The organism is Paraburkholderia fungorum (genome assembly GCF_902833645.1).
GTDB lineage: Bacteria > Pseudomonadota > Gammaproteobacteria > Burkholderiales > Burkholderiaceae > Paraburkholderia > Paraburkholderia fungorum.
This window is the reverse complement of sequence record NZ_CADFGE010000004.1, coordinates 213,589-230,851: the sequence shown is the minus strand read 5'-3', so window position 1 is coordinate 230,851 and position 17,263 is coordinate 213,589. Positions and strand designations below refer to the sequence as shown.

Annotated in this window: 16 protein-coding genes; 4 read left to right on the top strand and 12 right to left on the bottom strand. The window is 58.8% G+C overall.

Translation table 11 applies throughout. The annotated features are described in order from the left end of the window. Positions 1–3: 3 nt before the first annotated feature. From HWX91_RS15540 to HWX91_RS15525, 4 genes are read right to left on the bottom strand one after another with little or no spacing between them, the layout of a single operon-like run. On the bottom strand, positions 4–645 hold the full coding sequence (locus tag HWX91_RS15540) for an aromatic-ring-hydroxylating dioxygenase subunit beta (protein ID WP_051743359.1): 642 nt from the start codon (positions 643–645) through the stop codon (positions 4–6). Continuing rightward, positions 642–1,988, bottom strand: coding sequence for an aromatic ring-hydroxylating oxygenase subunit alpha (locus HWX91_RS15535; RefSeq protein ID WP_042274859.1), 1,347 nt, complete (start codon positions 1,986–1,988; stop codon positions 642–644). The genes HWX91_RS15540 and HWX91_RS15535 overlap by 4 nt, the downstream gene beginning before the upstream one ends. Then, positions 1,985–2,776 carry a type 1 glutamine amidotransferase gene (locus HWX91_RS15530; RefSeq protein ID WP_028196319.1) on the bottom strand — a complete coding sequence of 264 codons (792 nt, stop codon included), beginning with the start codon at positions 2,774–2,776 and terminating at the stop codon, positions 1,985–1,987. The genes HWX91_RS15535 and HWX91_RS15530 overlap by 4 nt, the downstream gene beginning before the upstream one ends. A gap of 9 nt (positions 2,777–2,785) precedes the next feature. Continuing rightward, complete coding sequence (locus HWX91_RS15525; protein WP_030101022.1) at positions 2,786–4,264, bottom strand: glutamine synthetase family protein; 1,479 nt, start codon at positions 4,262–4,264, stop codon at positions 2,786–2,788. A 987-nt stretch (positions 4,265–5,251) separates the two neighbouring features. Between HWX91_RS15525 and HWX91_RS15520 the strand changes: the two genes are divergently transcribed. Then, positions 5,252–5,902, top strand: a complete 651-nt coding sequence (locus HWX91_RS15520) for a response regulator transcription factor (protein WP_042274862.1) — start codon at positions 5,252–5,254, stop codon at positions 5,900–5,902. Positions 5,903–5,971: 69 nt separating this feature from the next. Here HWX91_RS15520 and HWX91_RS15515 read toward each other — a convergent pair whose 3' ends face one another. The 6 genes from HWX91_RS15515 to HWX91_RS15490 form a co-directional block, all read right to left on the bottom strand. Next, a complete protein-coding gene (locus tag HWX91_RS15515) occupies positions 5,972–7,390 on the bottom strand; it encodes a purine-cytosine permease family protein (protein WP_028196321.1) in 1,419 nt (472 codons plus the stop codon). Positions 7,391–7,407: 17 nt separating this feature from the next. Further along, positions 7,408–8,457 (bottom strand): porin, encoded by a 1,050-nt coding sequence (locus tag HWX91_RS15510; protein ID WP_028196322.1) that lies wholly within the window; start codon positions 8,455–8,457, stop codon positions 7,408–7,410. 241 nt (positions 8,458–8,698) lie between these two features. Then, on the bottom strand, positions 8,699–9,205 hold the full coding sequence (locus tag HWX91_RS15505; protein ID WP_051743358.1) for a nuclear transport factor 2 family protein: 507 nt from the start codon (positions 9,203–9,205) through the stop codon (positions 8,699–8,701). Between the two features lie 74 nt (positions 9,206–9,279). Further along, positions 9,280–9,621, bottom strand: coding sequence for a hypothetical protein (locus tag HWX91_RS15500; RefSeq protein WP_042274897.1), 342 nt, complete (start codon positions 9,619–9,621; stop codon positions 9,280–9,282). A 14-nt stretch (positions 9,622–9,635) separates the two neighbouring features. Then, positions 9,636–10,838, bottom strand: a complete 1,203-nt coding sequence (locus tag HWX91_RS15495) for an aromatic ring-hydroxylating oxygenase subunit alpha (protein WP_030101019.1) — start codon at positions 10,836–10,838, stop codon at positions 9,636–9,638. Between the two features lie 72 nt (positions 10,839–10,910). Next, positions 10,911–12,245 carry an acetamidase/formamidase family protein gene (locus HWX91_RS15490; protein WP_028196325.1) on the bottom strand — a complete coding sequence of 445 codons (1,335 nt, stop codon included), beginning with the start codon at positions 12,243–12,245 and terminating at the stop codon, positions 10,911–10,913. A gap of 217 nt (positions 12,246–12,462) precedes the next feature. On the opposite strand from HWX91_RS15490, the gene HWX91_RS15485 reads away from it, so the two are divergent. The 3 genes from HWX91_RS15485 to HWX91_RS15475 are packed head-to-tail and all read left to right on the top strand — an operon-like array spanning position 12,463 to position 15,776. Then, positions 12,463–14,442, top strand: coding sequence for a PAS domain S-box protein (locus HWX91_RS15485; RefSeq protein WP_028196326.1), 1,980 nt, complete (start codon positions 12,463–12,465; stop codon positions 14,440–14,442). A gap of 14 nt (positions 14,443–14,456) precedes the next feature. Further along, the gene (locus HWX91_RS15480; protein WP_028196327.1) at positions 14,457–15,473 is read left to right on the top strand and encodes a 2Fe-2S iron-sulfur cluster-binding protein; all 1,017 of its coding nucleotides are present in this window, start codon (positions 14,457–14,459) and stop codon (positions 15,471–15,473) included. Positions 15,474–15,497: 24 nt separating this feature from the next. After that, a complete protein-coding gene (locus tag HWX91_RS15475; RefSeq protein WP_030101016.1) occupies positions 15,498–15,776 on the top strand; it encodes a SemiSWEET transporter in 279 nt (92 codons plus the stop codon). A 123-nt stretch (positions 15,777–15,899) separates the two neighbouring features. Here the strand turns inward: HWX91_RS15475 and HWX91_RS15470 are convergent, their stop codons facing one another. Together HWX91_RS15470 and HWX91_RS15465 are read right to left on the bottom strand one after the other, a co-directional pair. Then, positions 15,900–16,718 carry an SDR family oxidoreductase gene (locus HWX91_RS15470; protein ID WP_028196329.1) on the bottom strand — a complete coding sequence of 273 codons (819 nt, stop codon included), beginning with the start codon at positions 16,716–16,718 and terminating at the stop codon, positions 15,900–15,902. Then, on the bottom strand, positions 16,706–17,263 hold the full coding sequence (locus HWX91_RS15465; RefSeq protein WP_081833047.1) for a flavin reductase family protein: 558 nt from the start codon (positions 17,261–17,263) through the stop codon (positions 16,706–16,708). Before HWX91_RS15465 ends, HWX91_RS15470 begins: the two co-directional genes overlap by 13 nt.

The window sequence follows — 17,263 nt, the reverse complement described above, 5'->3', positions numbered from 1 at the left end:
GCCTCAGAGAAAGAACGAGTTGTTGCCCTGAGGACTCTCGTTGTCGATCAGATTGACCTGCTTGAGCACTATCCTCAGATGGTCCCCAATCTGGCGCACCACGAAACCGTTCCAACCCGCAAGCACGCGGTTATGGCCTTCTCGCGATTCCACCAGCGTGAAACTGTAGCGCGCGCGCCATTCGTCCGAACGGCCGGCACTAGGCCAAACCTCCAGACCGCTCCACTGGCGGGCAGTACGCGAAGTCGGGAACTGCGAGAACGCCAAGCCTGTGCGCAGCCGTGCCACCCGGTCGAGTAATCGGCGGCGGTCGTGGAATTCCAGGGTGACGGCGTGGCGTGGATCCGGTGCAGGTGAGCCGGCCGGAATCCAGTAAGCGCACTCCTCGGCGTACAGGGCCAGCCAATGCTCGTATGCCTCGTTCACGAGGGCACCTTGGTCCAGTAGCCGTGACTCCGCGGTCAACGCTCGGGCAATTTCACGTTGCCGCGCATCATCGACTGCATCAGGATCGCGCACCACAGCTTGGGCCAGATCGGCGGAAACGTCGGTCAACCAATCGTAGAAGGAAGCCACCACGTATAGGGACGGAGGCTGGTGACGATAGCGATGCTGACCCGCGACTTCTTGCGTGGCGGTGTTCATACCAGTCTCCCCTTCTCCACACGCAGCGTAGGATTGGCTTGCATCAGACGCTTCCATTGTGCGTAGTAGTTGCGCATGTGCAAATCGGTGGTCACAGGGCCACGAACGATGCCGTCTTCAGCCTCTACGTCCTTGCCCGTCTCGTAATGACGACTCATGTCCACCCATTCATCCTCTGGGCTGTTTAGCAGGCCACGGTGGCACTCCTCAAAATTGGCCGCGTCGTCCATTTCGCCCATCACGGGGAAATCCTCCTGAGTACGCAACCGCATGGTATTGACTTCGGAATGCACATCCTTGCGGCGGGTCGCGTACCAGTGCACCACCGTTGCGCCGGCTGCCGTGGGCTGGATCATCTGCACCTGATTGCCGATCAGAGCGAGGTTTGGAAAGATGTTAAGGTTCATGCCTGCGCCCACAGTGGTGTCGAGCACGCGCGAGCTTTGCTCACCATAGGTGGCGGCGACGTGCTCCTCGAACGGTTCGCGGCCCGGTTGGGGGCGCTGCTGCCTCCAGGCCGACTCGCCGTGCATCTCCGGTCGCTGGTCGATCACGGAGTGGCCGTTATCAAGCGCACTGTTAGTCATCGTTGAGCGGTCGGCATCCGCAAAATAGGCCATGTCGCCTCCGCCATAGCGTGCATTGGTCATTAGCAGCAGCGATTGGTGGGAGAACGGCACGTGATATCCATCACCGGCGTTGTCCCATACGAGCTTCCAGTTGCACGCCAGGCGAAAACGCTGCGCGCCCGAAAGGATGAGATTCCCGGCGCCCCCGTTGTGGTCGATCCAGTCGTCCAGATAGCGCGCCGCGTTGCCGAGATGCTCGGCCAGCGGCGGCGCATCGGGATTCAAAGTGGCGAAGACGAAACCTTTATAGGATGCCACTTGTGCTGGCCTGGCCAGATGCATGTCGCGCGCCTTGAAGGCCGGGCCATAGGCGTTCTTTCCTGGGATGCCGAACAACTGGCCGTGGTTATCGAAGCGCCAGCCGTGATACGGGCAGGTGAACTGCGAAGCGTTGCCACGCTGTTCACGGCAAACGCTCGCGCCGCGATGCGAGCAGCGATTGGAGAAGACATGTATGGCACCCTCTTCGTCGCGAGTCACGACGACCTCGCGGGTGCCGAGCCACGTTTGCTTGAAGTCGTTGGGCTCGGAGACCTCGCTTTCATGGGCCACATAGACCCATGTAGCGGCGAAGATATTATTCATCTCGCGCGCAAAGATGCTTTCATCCGTATACACCCGACGGTGCACACGATCCTCCAGCACCAGTCCGTCCCACAGGTCGGAGGCGACGGGCTGTACAGGGATTGTGGTGAGTCTGCTACTTGTCGTCATGACAGTTCCTTGCTCTCTTGATTCATCCGCACGGGACTTGCGAACTCCGCTTTAGCTTCTGCGCCATGCTTTGACAGCCGCCCTTCGTCCAACAAACGACGCCCCAAGGCAATGACCCGCGCGGGCTCCAAAGGCTGTTTCGATTCGCACTCCACGCGCTCCCACTGGACTTCATCGAACAGCGAGCGGTGGTACACCATGAACTTCTGCTGGAGAAACAGGCTGTCGACCTCCGGATGCCCCTGGATGCCGAGGAACTGGTCCTTCACCAGGAAGACCTCATTGAGAATCGTTTCTGACGAAGCAAGGTGGACGCTATCCGGAGGCAAGCTAGCCACACATTCGCCATGGCTTTGCACCAGCACCGAAGGCACGGCAGCAATAGAGTCGCCCAATAGCGCGTGAGCTTCCTCACTCCAGTTCAGCCGATCCACGCCAAGCTTGAAGCGCCCCGACGGATTTCTTTCTACCCGGCCGCCCAACGCGGCAGCGATCGCTTGAGAGCCGAAACACAGTCCGATGACTGGAATATCGCCTCTCGAGTCTGCGGCGCGAATGAATTCCAAGAGGTTCCTGACCAACGGCGTATCGGCGTCATCCACGACAGATTGCGGACTGCCGCTAATCACGTGACCCGCATAGTTGAAAACCCTTTCGAGAAAGTCATCGCTTTCAGGACGTAGAAGATCCCACTGCTCATTTTCCCGACTAAAGGCGGCAATCATCCGAGCTTTCAGCGGTTCGTCCTCGGGAAAATTCGTACACCAGATGACAGCGTATTTTTTCATCCGTACACCTCAGAACAACTCGAAATATTCCCGATGTTCCCAATCGGTCACCGGGTCGGCCGCCATATCCACTTCACCCTCAGCCTCTGTAAAGCGCTTCCACTCGCTTCGACGCAAATGCAGCCAATAATGGATAAACTCGTCGCCAAATGCTTCTCGAAAGAAGCTTGAAGACTCCAACGCCTCGAGCGCCTCGGACAGGTTGTGCGGCAAAATCGTCACATCGGCCGCATAGGGCGTTTCCTGCAGCGGTCCCGGATCGCGTTGGCGGCGGATACCGTCGATGCCGGAAAATACCTGCGATGCCAGATAAAGATAGGGATTCGCAGCTGGTTCACCGATCCGGTTCTCGACACGGCTGGCCGGATCACCAGGCGCTGAAATGACGCGGGCCATCGCCGCGCGATTGTCCTTGGCCCACGTGACGCGGTCTGGCGCCAGCGAATACGGGCGCCTGCGGCGGTAGCCGTTGATCGTAGGGGTAGTGAAACTCGACGCGGCGCAGGCATGCTCGAGCAACCCGCCCACGTAAGCTTGGCCCAGTTGGGACAAAGGCTCACCCTGCTGCGGGATGAAGGCATTGAAGCCCGTGTCACGTGCGGTAAGCGATTGATGCAAGTGCCAGCCAGACGCGTAGAAGCCGTTGATGGCAGGCTTGCACATGAAGCTGGCCAGATAACCGCGCCGACGACAGATCTGCTTGACCGCATTGCGGAACAGCACCATCGAGTCTGCCACTTCCAGACCGGGCATGACGTCGAAGGTCGTTTCCATCTGGCTTGGCGCCCACTCGTCCTCGATACTGCGCAGCGGCAGCCCCAAGGCCAGGAGATGGTGACGCACTTCGGCCATGATAGGCTCCACCTCGTCCAGATGATTCTCCAGTAGGTAGGAATATCCCTTGGCCACGGGCATTACCTTCGGCGGCGCCGCAGGGGTACCAGGGCTTCCAATGGTCTCCGGATCCAGGCATGGATCAACAATACGGGTCAAATACCACTCGACTTCCAACCCGGCTTGGAAGTCATAGCCCAGTGCCTCCAGTTCCCGTAGTCCCTTTTTGAGGATGGAGCGAGGACTCAGCGGGAACGGTCGCCCATTGGTCATGTAGAGATCAGCCAGCATCCAGCCGGTGCGATCCGCCCACGGCAGGATGTGAAACGTCGTAGGATCAGGCACCATCACAACGTTAGGGCTTCCGGCCAACTCTGCACTACCAAAACCACCGTCGGCAGAGAACGGATTGAATACGATGGCGCTGGCGGTATCGAAGAAGAACGGTGCCATCGTGATTTCTGAGCCACTACCGAAAGCGGATCGCAAAGCTGCGATCGAGAGCATCTTTCCGCGCAGTAGCCCATATTGGTCCGGCCACGAAAGGCGAATCATCTGCAGGCCCGCCTGGTCCGCCTGCTTCAGTACCTCGACGGCTGCGGCCTTTTGGACGTCCGTCCACAGTCCGTGCTGCTCTATGAACTTCTTGCTCATTTTGTCTCCTGTGTTTTTAATCTTTCGTACCTAATAAATTCAAAACCGGATCCATATATTTTTATGGAGGCTTCAAAATCGGCGACACCGGTTAAGAACATTGTCTTAGGTCAAATCCCATCGGTAAATGACGCCCCTGCGAATCCGATTCGCAGAAATGAGACGAAGGTTTTCGATTGCCACACGATGGGGAACAGGTTAGAGCTACCTTGCTCGGGGTTCGTCTCGCACACTTTGTCGTCCCCGATAACCAATCGTAAGATCAAAACTGACCTTGTCGGATCGCGATCGGCTGACAATCCCCAACTGTTGGGTGAGCGCTCGTCGACTACTGCGACGACAGGATTTCGCAGATCGGTGACCTGCATGCCGAGCGGGTTGTGCGGTGTCGCAATCCCCCCCGGAACGATCTATCCGCCAGCGCAGACTCCGGCGTGGTCGAGCGGCGAAGACGTACGGCATGATCCGCTCGGGGCACCCGAATCGACTCGACCACATAGCAGATCACCCGCTCGGGCGCATCGAGGAACTGCTGCCGCGGAAGGTGGTGCGGGCGCTGCGAGTGGAGCGAGCCTCTACTTGCCTTGAATCGATTCGTTGCATTGCGCATCTGCCTCGTCAACGATGGACATCGCGGTGCCCATCTCGCGCTCATAGTCAACCGCCGAGGTTGCGCTCGTCCGCATGCACGCCGCGGATACTAAGTCCGCGAGCGATGTCGTTGCCCTGCATTGCGTCGCAGGCGTCGCCATCGTTTAGAAAGAGCGGCGGCGCGATGAATCAATAGTTCAGAAAAAACCGCCTACAAGGCAGTTCACGCGTGTAGCCTGTCGGCTTGCGCGGTGAGGATTTTCCCGCCTAGTTGCACGCTTATTGAAGGGCTACAATTTTATTCGTGGCTTGCCGTGCATGCGCAAAGCATGCCGTCGAAGCGTAGTTCAAATCCGCCTGTCCCACGGGCGTATCGTGCGAGAAAAAGGGAACCCCATGGAGAGACACTTATCGCGCCCGGTCGCGCCTCAGAGCGAGCCAACGATCTACGTCGTGGACGACGACGAAGCGGTGCGCGTTTCCTTACGCTGGCTGTTCGAATCGATCGGGCACAAGGTGGAAACATTCTCAAACGGGCGCGAATTCCTTGCCAGCGCCGACCCGGACAAGCCCGGCTGTCTACTGCTCGACATCCGCATGCCACTTATGGGTGGATTTGAATTACAAGGCACCCTCCGCGCGGCGGGCTTCCGGCTGCCGATCATCTTTCTGAGTGCCCACGGCGACATCCCCATGACGGTTCGCGCGATGAAAAGTGGCGCTTACGATTTTCTCGAAAAGCCATACAACGACCAGGATCTGATCGACAAAGTCGCGGACGCGCTCAAGGTTGGCCTGCTCGAACACCATCGCGCCCAGGCGAATAGCAAGACACAGGATCTGCTCAAACAACTATCCGCGCGCGAACGCGAAGTGTTCGATCTACTCATTCAAGGTAAAGCATCGAAGGCGATCGCCGCCGAACTGAATATCAGCTATAAGACCGTCGAAGTGCATCGCGCCCACATTCGAGAGAAACTCGGCGCGACCTCTCTCGCCGAACTTGTGCGTCTCGGCTTGCGCGAAGCAGGACGCGACGCGGACTGAATACGCCTCGCGGCCCGGCGTTCCCGATGAGAACGCGACGGGCCGCGAGATCGCGCGCCGGACGATGAATCAGGCCTGGGCAGGCTTCACACGCCGCAGCATGCCAAGCCGCAACACCGGATAGACGATGAACGATACCAGCAGTGAGGTGAAGAACTCAATTGGCACGATCCGGTTCAGGATGTAGTGTGCCAGTGCAAATCCGACCACCACGGTTACGACACCCGCCCAGTTGACTTCCTCGTTCGTAGGCGCGGTTGCGCCCAGCCTCGCCTTGACGAAGAAATAATCGGCGATGATGATGCCCGCGAAGCACGTGGTCAGCACGCCGAGCACCGTGATGAAAGAGTTGAACCAGCTGAGGATGGAACCGACGAGCATCAGGCAGGCCAGCACATTCGCGAGCACAACGAACGCAAAGCGGCCAGGCCGCCAGCCGAATAGCACGTCGGCAAGGTTGGTCAGCGAGAGCGAGGCGCTATACGTATTGAGCACTTGTGCTTTCGATTGCGCGAACACCATCAGTAGCGTACCGAGGACCCCGCCAAACACGATGAAGGCCACGGCGACGCTGTCCGGGCTTTGCAGTGCCAACGCGCGTGCGGCGGCCTCAGTCATACCGCCCACTTTCATATGATGCGCGACAAGCTGGTCCATACCGGCATACATCACGATACCGCCCACCGCGACCATTACGATGTCCATGAAGACGTTACCGATGAAGGCCGCGATAGCTATATCGCGCGATGACTTCGCATAGCGTCCGAGATCCGCGTCAATCAGTGCTAGAGCACCTGCCGATCCGATCAGCACATTCACACAGAAGATGAATTTTCCGCCGTCGGTGTCCGCGCCAAGCGCATGGAGCGCGCCTGCGGGCAACTGCGCACCGAACTGCATGACGGCAGCCCAGCTTTGCCCGGACATGGTGATTACGTCGAACATCATGTAGACGAGCGATGCAAGAAACGCGATCAGTGCGAGCGAAGAAACGCGTGCGACCAGCTTGAAACCAAATGCCGTAAGCAGGATCCACGCGATCGACAAACCACCATATATGGCAACGCGCATACCAAGCGTGTCGGGCGCATCGAGGTAGAACAAAAAGCCCTTGTAAAGCAGGGCGTTTTCGAGTGCGATGAAGCCGGTGATCATGAAGCCGAACACCAGCGCAAGCAACGCCGAGCCTCGTGTGCCCAAACCGTGACGGCGCGACAGTACGGTGCTCGCGAGGCCGGTACGATATGCGATGTGGCCCGCACCCCATCCGAGCAACGCCCCGACAATCGCGACGAACATGCCCGCGAACAGGCCGATTCGGATACCGGCAACGAAGGTGATGAGCGCACCCACGAACAACTGGATCAGCGTCGTGACGATCCCCGCCGTACTCCATGACAACTGGAGCCAGCCTTGACGTTCGCTTTCAGGAACGGCTTCGAGCGCGTGGTCGTCGGTGCGCGCAGAGATATCGGTTTCGCTATGCATAAAGTACTCCCTTTGACTCAGAATGAATGACGGATGCCAACGCGCACGGCGGCCTGATTGGAACCAGACGCGGCGCCCGGTAGACCGGCAATCCATGCCTGGGCATCGTCATTGCCACTGGCGAGCTGGTAGACCACGTTTCCATAGACATCGGTACTCTTGGAAAGCGCGTAATCGAGCGTCAACCCGAATTGATGGGCCTTGTTGTTGCCGAGCTGTGCGTTACCTTTCATGTACTGGTAATCACCGTGCAGCGTAGTCGCCACATCGAAGTGGTAGTCGGCACCAACCTGATACACGTCAATGTGCGCGCCATTGAAAGTGTTGTGAGTGTTGGTATAGAGCCCGTCCAACTGGAACTTCCCGAACGTGTAGCGGCCGCCAACACCCCAGTTACGAATGCCGTCGCGCCCATTGTTGATCGTTGGATCCTTGGCGTCCGTATAAGCTGCGTTCAAGCTAAACGGGCCGGTCGCATAATTGAGGCCCGCGCTGAGCGTGCTATTTGTGCCGAACGAGCCGGCAATGCCACCGAATCCGTACATCACGCCGCCGCTCAGGCCGCGATAGTCCGGGCTGACATACTTTACCGAATTGGGCGTTCTAAACGCGCCCGCGGCACGATTGAAGTCCAGGCCGCCGGCCGGCGTCCCAATCCCTTGGAACGGCCCCTGTTGTAAGTTGTACAAACTAACATATGCGAGTGATGGACCTAAACGATCGGCGTAAAGGGACTCGAACATGAACTCGTACTGGTTGCCGAAGGTGAGCGTGCCCCACGGGCTTGAAAGACCAACGTAGGTTTGTCGCCCGAATGTGCCGCCGCCGATGGACTCGCCATTCTCGATCCCGAACTGACCTTCCAGCTTGAAGATCGCCTTCAGTCCACCACCAAGATCTTCCGTCCCCTGCAGACCGAAGAGATTTGGAACCTGCATGCCTGTGGCGAGCACTGTGTTGTGTCCGCCGGCCTGATTGGTGATGAACGTTACGCCCGCATCCATGATCCCATACAACGTCACGTTGCTCTGGGCTGCCGCGACGAGCGGCAAGCCGAGTACCGGCATCAGTATCCACTTCGCTGTCTTCACTCCACGTCTCCTGTATTGTCGTTTTTGCGGTTGAAGATCATTCAGGTCCGCATCTGAATCCACCAAGAGATTCAGCGGCTCCACCATATGAAAACAAAAAGCAAAGCGAAATTGGGCTACCTATGTATCTCAGTACATGAAATCACTTATATCCCTCAAAATTGATAAAAAAAGCCGCTGCACGGCAGCGGCCCAGATGAATCGATAGCCTCTCGCGTCACTCTGTATGGGTAGTTCCTTCGCGTGGAAACCACGCCGCGTCATGACGATGAATCAGGCGCATATCCAACAAAACACTGGCAAAACACCACTGCCCTCCCTCCATCACCACGCGAGCGTCATATACGCCCCCCATCCAGTGCGCGGCGGCGGGTGCGGAAAGATCGTCGTGGGGATCACGTACCTGGGCGAGTTCCCATAAATGCCACTGAGCGCGTCCCTGCGACAGATCGGCGTCGATGTCCACAACGGGCGCAGTCATGTAATGCAGACTCCACACGATCTGTGTTTTGCCGATATGTGCGAGTTCACGTGCTACCTCGTCGCGTCCCTCGTAGCGGCCAAAGCCCTTCGCTTCCCAGAGGGCATCTCGGCTGAACAACGGGGCCATCAACGCAGGATCGTTGCGCCGATCAGCTCCCTGCGCGTATCGACCGATTAACCGGTTAACCTCGTCTATCGCTTCGAGCCGAGCAATACGCCGTGCTAGCGTCGATGCGGCCATCGGCATGTCTCCTTGAAATAGAACGGGCAGCATCCGCGTTGGACGCCGCCCGCTACGTCGCATTATCAGTGCGTTCAGTATTGCAGTTCGCCGTGCTCTGCCACGAAGCGCGCTTCGTCGAAGCTGTGGGGCACGTTGTGATCACCGCCGTAGAGCTCGATGTGCGGTGCGATCTCCGCGAGCGACAGCGCGAGAGACATCAGCCGAGCCGCATCGGGAGGAATGTCACCCAATGGGAACTTATCGAGGTAAGCGAGGATCGCAGGAAGACGCGGCTGCATGCTGTCGTAGAGCTCGCGCAATTCGCCGACCGTCGAGGCGATGCGGCGGCGCTGCCGTTCATTCTGTGTGGGAAGTGCCCATACCGCGACGAGCGGCTCGAGCATCTCGAATTCCTTCGGAAGTGTTTGTTCCATTGCGTTCATCTCCTTCATTGTTCCATGTACTGCTCTAGTACCTTGTAGCCGTGTCGAAGGAGAATCTCCTCGTCCTGCAGATACATCACACTCTTCGCGCCGGATTCGAGCGCAGCGTGCGTGTCCTCCATCGTCGCCGTGTCTTCGAGCCACGCGTTGCGCTGAAGAACCTGCGCGAATTCGACGGCCCATCGCTCGCTATTCGTCTTGGGTGGCTTCACGTAATACTTGCCCTCCCAGAGCGTCTTGTTATGGGCGATCGGCCAGAACTGATGCGTGAACCAGATGCCCTCCGAAATATGAATCAGAATATTCGGAAAAACGACGCTCAATTCGAACGAGAAGTCGTCGCGACGTTCCGGGTTCACGCCCGGCGGCAGCATCGAAGAGCCCCTCTGCGCCACCAGCGATGCGCCCGTGATGCTGTTCGCAATTCCGGCTACCGGCGTCGGCGTGGAATTGAGCGAGAGGCAGATGCCCGTCGTGCGATGTTCGCCGAACAACGCGACGTCGGTCAGTCCACTCGAAAACACGTTGGGGAACGAGCCCGCGTGAATGGTCGAGACGTGATACGCCTCCGAGAACGCGTCGAGTGCGATCTTCCAGTTGCAGTCCAGTACAGTGTTGTAGCTGAAACAGTGACTCATCTCCTGGAACGGAAAGCCTGTGAGGTGACGTCCGAGTCCGCCCATGTAATCGGCAAGCGAGCGGTCCGGCTGGGCCGCCAGGTTAATGAAAATGAAGCCTTCCCATACGTCGGTATGAACCGGCGTAAGCCCACTGGACGATTTTTCGAAGCATGACGGGAAACGCTCCTCTTCCGGCACCTGGATGAGCTTGCCCTGACCGTCGTAGACCCAACCGTGAAAGCGACACGTGACAACCGCGGCCTTGTTGCGACCAAACGTTTCTTCACCGTGCTCGACGATGACCTTGTTGCCACGATGCGAGCATGTGTTGTGGAAGCCGCGAATGCGCCCATCCTTGCCGTGTATCAGGATCACCGACGTCTTCGCGAAGTGAATCTTTTTGACTTTATAATCACCGACGTTTTGAATCTCTTCAATACGACCGACCTTCAGCCACGTATTGGAGAACACACGCTCTTTCTCGCGCTCAAAAAATTCAGGCGATACGCATGGCTCCACTGGAATCGGCTCCGTGCCGAGGTCCGGGTACTTGCTGGCCCATCTCAAGTTCTTGCTCGCTGTATCCATCACTGCTCCTCTCTGTCTAAGATCACCGCTGAATTCGTGAGCTGCGGCGCTGGCTCAATGCGTGGCGTGAGGCTAATTCGCCTCGCCGTCGAGTCCATACTGCGCGCGCACAAGATGCGCGATGCCAAGCCGCTCGAGGATCTGCATCGGGCACAGGAATGTCACGCGTACAACACCGGGGAGCCGGCTAATCTCGATCGAACCGGCGATGGTCGCGCGGTTGAGAATCTCGTCATAAGCCAGTCCCGTCACGTCCGCTGCACGCTGCAACCCATTCTTTGTCGCGTCATTCAGCGTTGGCCCCGAACCGATGAAGGTGATCGGACCGTTCTCCTCGATCTCGCCCTGCCCGTAGCGTTCCGCGAGTCGCTTCACATGCGCGCGCTGGGTCGCATTCATCGGGCGCGCCATCGGCGGTAGATCGTCCGGTCGTTGCAACAGGATCGGACCATCGAGAGTCAGTCCCTTGACCACCTCGACCTGCAACTCGACCTCGCCCGCTACATCAGTGGCGTGACCTGCAATTTCTCCGTTGCCTTGTTGTGCATGCATGTCACCCATGTAAACGCCTGCACCCGGCACCTTGACCGGGCAGATGACGATGGCACCTTCCCGCACGCTGTTCGTGTCCATGTGGCCATCGGTCTTGTTCGCATCAAGCGCCGCCTTTGAGAGACCAAACGCATGCGGAGCATCGATGAGGAAAGTGCCGAAATCGCCCGCGTTATGCGAGTCGGGCATGTCGACCGAAGGCAGCGTGCCAATGTTGCCGAGAAACGGCTGCATATGCGCTGCGAGACCACTCAGATCGGCGCGTGCGAGCGATAGAATCGAATGCTGCTCGGAGAGTTGCGGCAAGCGCGCCATCTTGCCAGGCATGCCCGCGATGCGCTGGGCGGCGTCCTTGTCCACCGTCAGCGAGACGCGGTTCTCGCGATCCAGTACGATGACGTAGCCGTGGCTGAAACGAAAGGCATTGACCTCCGCGCCACACACGCTGCAGTGGACAGCTTCGTCACCGGTCCCTTCAACGTGACTCGGAGGACTCTCGGTGCCGCAAGCGGAGCAACGCTTCGCCACGAACGGATCGCCAACATAGCGGCCTTCAACGAATTCCATCACGCCCGAGGATGTGGCGAGAGAAGTCACGTCGCACCGAAGGATCTTCAGCGCAACAGCATCACCAACTTCGGCACCCTCAACCGCAACCGGCTGCGTAACCTCGTGGCCGCCACGAAAGATCGGCGTGATCATCGGGCCCCAGCAGCCAGGCGGCGTGCCGGTGACAATACGCCCCCCGTCTCTGAGCGGGCCGAGCATGGTGAGCGTCGGACCGATCACGCCACGGGTATAGGCGCTAACCTCAACGACGTCTTGGGGGGACGACGTCCGCAGTGGATGCGTCATGAAAGTCTCCTCTCTTGAATGGGGCACGAACCCGGGAATCAGAGTCCGGCTTCAAATGGTTATAAGTTCAGCTTCAGCTTAGTTGAAATCGCCTGCGCGCCGTTATCCGGTCGGTTGATTAGTGAAGTAAGTGATAACACTTATCATCGCGCACGGCACGTTGCGTGCGCCGCGCCGGTGCTATCCTCACAACCATATCGAGCCTGTTAGCAACGCCATGAGCACAGCCATTCATCAGAATCCGACCAACTACCAGGAGGTCTTCGTCTATGCGAACGACATCATGGTGATTCATGACATGGATAGCGGTGAGATTCTCGAAGCCAACCGCAAGGCTTGTGAAATGTATGGCCATTCGATCGAGGAACTACGCGGCATGTCGATCGGTGAATTGACACGCAACCGCTTTCCATACGACACGAATGGCGGTTTGCGGCGCGTGCATGAAGCCCGCGATTGCGGCGACATCGTGATTTTCGAATGGGTCATCCGGCATGCGGATGGCCGGGAAACACCCGTCGAAGTAAGCCTCAAGCGCATCACGCTCGATGGGATCGACCGCGTGATCGCGGTAGCGCGCGACATCACCGAACGCAAGCAAGCCGTCGCACGGCTCAAAGAGCGCGAGCGCTACTACCGCAGGTTGATCGAGAGTTCGTCCGACGGTATCGCGATACTTTCAGTCGAAGGCACGATCCGCTTCGTGGGCCCGTCGATCTACGCACTGCTAGGCGTTACCCCGCGCGTGCTGACTGGGCGATCAGCGTACGCGTTCATTTCGCCGGACAGCGTCGAAGCGGTGCGCAAGGCCATTCATTCACTCGCGCCGGGCGCAAGCGTCAATCTCGGCTATCGCATCCAGCATCGCAATGGCGGCTGGCGCATTCACGAAGCGCGCTGCCGCAACCTGCTCGACGACCACGCCGTCGACGGCATTCTCGTGAATTTTCGCGACGTTACGGAGCGCGTGAAGGCCGAGGAAACCGCTCGTGCGCGTGCGCTGGAACTGAGCCGCATCGCGCGCATCTCGACGGCAGGAGAGATGGTTACTGCGCTCGCGCACGAGCTAAATCAACCGTTTTTCGCGATCGTAAACTTTGTGGCCGGCTGCCGGCGGCGCATCCAGTCGGGCAACTATTCTGCCGAAGACCTGATGCATGCGCTGGAACTCGCGCAAAATGAAGCTGAGCGCGCAGGAAGAATTATCAATAAGGTGCGGGAATTCACATGCAACCGCAGCTATCAGCGCCAGACCGTCGATCTCGAGAAGCTGATGCACGACATCTCCGACCTGCTCGCCTTGCGGGCGGCGCAGGATGACGTAACCGTCCATTATGAAATGGACGATACACCCTGCGAAATCGAGGGTGACGATGTGCTCATCCAGCAGGTCGTCATCAATCTTGCGATTAACGGCATCGAGGCCATGTCAGGTTCGTCCTCCGATAAGCGCGAGCTTCGGATATCCACCTCGAAGCGGCCCAACGGTGACGTGCAGATCACGGTATCTGACACTGGGCCGGGTTTGCCGCGCGTGAGTCCCGATCGCATTTTCGCCTCGCTATTCTCGACAAGCACGCAGGACTCGGTATCGGTCTGTCGCTTTGCCATTCGATTGTGGAGACCCACGGCGGGCATCTCTGGGTCACAAGCTCGGACGCGCCGCCTTGCACGCGATTTCACGTGCTGCTTCCACGCACGCAGGCCGGAAGCCCTCTGCGATAAGCAAAAACCTGTATCCGCTAAGCAATCCATCCAATTTACCCCCAGCGCAGCCGCCACTAACCTGACGCAACGACAATACGTATTTCGCCGATCGACGCCGTCCCGCGCCGGCCTGCGGAGTTCGCTAATCAGGAGCGTCATGATGACGGTAGCCGAACATACGATTCACATTCTCTGTAAAGTCTCCGACGTGCCACCGGGATGCGCGAAGCGCATCGAGTTGGTTGGCCGTCCGCCTCTCGCCGTCTTCAATATTGACGGCCAATTCCACGTCACCGATGACACCTGCACGCACGGAGAAGCCTCGCTGTGCGACGGCGAAATCGACGGCGACGTGGTCGAATGTCCGTTTCATCAGGGTGCATTCGACATTCGCACAGGCAAAGCGGTTGGCGCGCCCTGCACGATCAATCTGAAGACCTACGCCAGCGTTGTCGAAAACGATGCAGTCGCGGTTCGCATCGAGGAGTGAGGGAGATCGTGGCCATGTCGGAGATTCTGCTCGAAGGCGGGGCACACCGCTTTGCGTGTGAACGGCACGATACTGTGCTCGCTGCCGGATTGCGCGCCGGGCTGGGACTGCCTTACGAGTGCACGGTTGGCGCATGCGGCACGTGCAAATTTGAGTTACTGGAGGGGACTGTCGAGACGTTATGGGAGGACGCACCGGGCCTCTCTGAGCGCGACCGCGCAAAAGGGCGAAAGCTTGCCTGCCAGAGTCGCCCGATGAGCGATTGCCGCATCAAGATCCGACTTGATGACGCATGTCGCCCGCACGATGCTCCACGCAAGCAGGAGGCTGTCTTCGTTTCATCTACCGACGTCACGCACGATATTCGCGAATTCCGCTTTCGCACCCCTTCGCGTGCCTCATTTCGAGCTGGTCAATTTGCACTCCTTTATCTCAATGGAGTGGCCGGCGCGCGCGCCTATTCGATGGCAAACCTCGCGAACGATGAAGGCGAGTGGCACTTCCAGGTACGTCGAGTCGCGCAGGGTGCCGGCACGTCGACGCTGTTCGACACACTCAAGCCCGGAGATCGCATCACACTCGACGGGCCGTACGGCATGGCGTATCTACGCGAGGATTCGGTGCGCGATGTCGTGTGCATCGCAGGCGGATCGGGCCTCGCCCCGATGCTGTCGATTGCCCGCGGCATGGCCAATCTCGATATGCTCGCAACGCGTCGTCTGCACTTCTTCTACGGCGCGCGCACGCCACGCGACGTATGCGGCGAATCGCAGTTGCGCACGCTGCCGGGTTACGGCGAACGCGTCTTCTTCCATCCGGCCGTATCCTCCGCCGAGGAAGCCGCGCGCGCCGGATGGAGCGGATATATCGGATTCGTACATCACTACGTCGAGGAAGCAATCGCTACCGGCCTTGCAACCTGCGAGTTCTATATGGCTGGGCCGCCACCGATGATCCAGGCGATGCAGGAGATGTTACACGTTCGCCACTCCGTGCCCACCGCGCAGATTCATTTCGACCGCTTCTTCTGACCACGCGTCGTGTACAACATGCCCATGAACATGACCGACGCCATCGGACTAACGGCTGGCGTTCTGACGACGATCTCTTTCGTCCCACAGGTCGTCAAGATCTGGCGCTCCGCCTCCGCACGCGACATTTCGTATGGTATGTATACCTGCTTCATCGCAGGCGTCGGCCTGTGGCTCTGCTATGGCCTGGCCATCGCCGCGCTACCCATTGTGGTGAACAACGCGATTATCCTGGTGCTGGCCATCGCGATCATCGCACTGAAATATCGCTTCGAGCGCGCAGATAGGTCGAACGCCAACTGATCCGTCCACCTGACAAGCGAACCACCTTCTAACCTGGCGTGGAAAAGCAACGCACCAGTCATCGTGTAGGTGACTGGTCCGCTTTACTTTAGGAGGGTCTAGGGAGAGCGACTTGTCTGCCGCTTATGTCGACGTCGCCATCAATTCGGCAATCGGTGAGAGCCCCTGCTCAGGGCCCATCGCCGAATAGCCTCCATCGACAGGCAAATTCGTACCTGTGATAAACGACGCCTTGTCGGAGACAAGAAAGAGCACCGCATCGGCCACCTCTTCAGGCTCGCCGATCCGCCCGAGCATATGAAACGGCCTTGCCACCGCATTAGCTCGCGCCTTGTCGCCGCCAGATATCGCATCGAGCACACCGGACCACGTCCATCCCGGCGAAACGGCATTCACACGGATATTATCGGCCGCAAGATCGAGCGCCTGGCTGCGCGTCAGTTGCAGAATCGCGGCCTTGCTAGCCGGATAGAGCCAGCGGCCGGCTTGTGCCGCCGAGGCACTCGTTGAACCGAAGTTCACGACCGCACCGCCTCCTGCCACGCGCATGAACGGGTGGGCCGCCTGAAGCAACATGCACGCACCCACGACGTTGACGTCAAATGCCGAGAGCCATTGCTCCCGCGTGGACGCGAGCGCATTGTCGACATACGCACAAGCAACATTCACGATAATATCGATGCGCCCGAAGTTCTCGTACGCGGCCTGCACGCAGGCTCGCACTGCGTCGTCATCAACGAGGTCGGTTTCGACAAACATCGTCCGCTCGCCCATTGAGGTCGCGAGCGCGCTGCCTCGCTGGGTGTCGATGTCGGCAATCACCGTGTTGGTACCAGCGGCATGCAGGGCGCGAGCAACGGCGGCCCCGATGAGGGTGGCGCCGCCTGTCACGATCGCGGTCTTGCCTTCGATGCCCCAGCCCGAAGCGACTATCCGTTGCATGGAATTGACTCCCTTTCGTGTGGACTGAACTGGCCAAGCGTACCCTTGCAAAACACGAGCGGCGGAACTTCGTTCCAGCGGTAGCGACCGACTCGGCCGACGAAAATGAGATGATCGCCTCCATCGTGCACGGCCACATTCTTGCATTCGAAATGTGCAGCCGCGCCAGCGATCAAAGGAACACCGTCATGACCATTGACGGTCTCGACGCCGGCGAAGCGCTCGTCGCCCGGTCGCGCAAAACGCGCGCAAATGTCTCGCTGCGCGCCAGCGAGCACATTGACGGCAAAATAACTACAACGCTCGAATGCTTGTACGTTTGGCGAGCGGCGCGCAAGGCTCCAGAGAATCAGGGGCGGCTCGATCGAAACCGAGGAAAATGAGTTTGCCGTCAAGCCGATGCGCCGCCCGCTTTCGTCCACGGTTGTCACTACCGTTACCCCCGTGGCGAAGCAGCCAAGCGCCCGTCGGAATTCGATCGGTGTCTGTAGAATCTCTTGCTCGTGACGCCAGTCCGCTGCAAGAATGTCACACTCTCGTTCCAT

What these genes read in the sequence shown, in the direction of transcription:
- HWX91_RS15500 (WP_042274897.1), bottom strand. Translation starts at nt 9,621, where the DNA reads ATGGAACAAACACTTCCGAAGGAATTCGAGATGCTCGAGCCGCTCGTC.
- HWX91_RS15475 (WP_030101016.1), top strand. Translation starts at nt 15,498, where the DNA reads ATGAACATGACCGACGCCATCGGACTAACGGCTGGCGTTCTGACGACG.
- HWX91_RS15540 (WP_051743359.1), bottom strand. Translation starts at nt 645, where the DNA reads ATGAACACCGCCACGCAAGAAGTCGCGGGTCAGCATCGCTATCGTCAC.
- HWX91_RS15520 (WP_042274862.1), top strand. Translation starts at nt 5,252, where the DNA reads ATGGAGAGACACTTATCGCGCCCGGTCGCGCCTCAGAGCGAGCCAACG.
- HWX91_RS15515 (WP_028196321.1), bottom strand. Translation starts at nt 7,390, where the DNA reads ATGCATAGCGAAACCGATATCTCTGCGCGCACCGACGACCACGCGCTC.
- HWX91_RS15510 (WP_028196322.1), bottom strand. Translation starts at nt 8,457, where the DNA reads ATGCCGGTACTCGGCTTGCCGCTCGTCGCGGCAGCCCAGAGCAACGTG.
- HWX91_RS15505 (WP_051743358.1), bottom strand. Translation starts at nt 9,205, where the DNA reads ATGGCCGCATCGACGCTAGCACGGCGTATTGCTCGGCTCGAAGCGATA.
- HWX91_RS15480 (WP_028196327.1), top strand. Translation starts at nt 14,457, where the DNA reads ATGTCGGAGATTCTGCTCGAAGGCGGGGCACACCGCTTTGCGTGTGAA.
- HWX91_RS15470 (WP_028196329.1), bottom strand. Translation starts at nt 16,718, where the DNA reads ATGCAACGGATAGTCGCTTCGGGCTGGGGCATCGAAGGCAAGACCGCG.
- HWX91_RS15530 (WP_028196319.1), bottom strand. Translation starts at nt 2,776, where the DNA reads ATGAAAAAATACGCTGTCATCTGGTGTACGAATTTTCCCGAGGACGAA.
- HWX91_RS15495 (WP_030101019.1), bottom strand. Translation starts at nt 10,838, where the DNA reads ATGGATACAGCGAGCAAGAACTTGAGATGGGCCAGCAAGTACCCGGAC.
- HWX91_RS15525 (WP_030101022.1), bottom strand. Translation starts at nt 4,264, where the DNA reads ATGAGCAAGAAGTTCATAGAGCAGCACGGACTGTGGACGGACGTCCAA.
- HWX91_RS15465 (WP_081833047.1), bottom strand. Translation starts at nt 17,263, where the DNA reads ATGGAACGAGAGTGTGACATTCTTGCAGCGGACTGGCGTCACGAGCAA.
- HWX91_RS15485 (WP_028196326.1), top strand. Translation starts at nt 12,463, where the DNA reads ATGAGCACAGCCATTCATCAGAATCCGACCAACTACCAGGAGGTCTTC.
- HWX91_RS15490 (WP_028196325.1), bottom strand. Translation starts at nt 12,245, where the DNA reads ATGACGCATCCACTGCGGACGTCGTCCCCCCAAGACGTCGTTGAGGTT.
- HWX91_RS15535 (WP_042274859.1), bottom strand. Translation starts at nt 1,988, where the DNA reads ATGACGACAAGTAGCAGACTCACCACAATCCCTGTACAGCCCGTCGCC.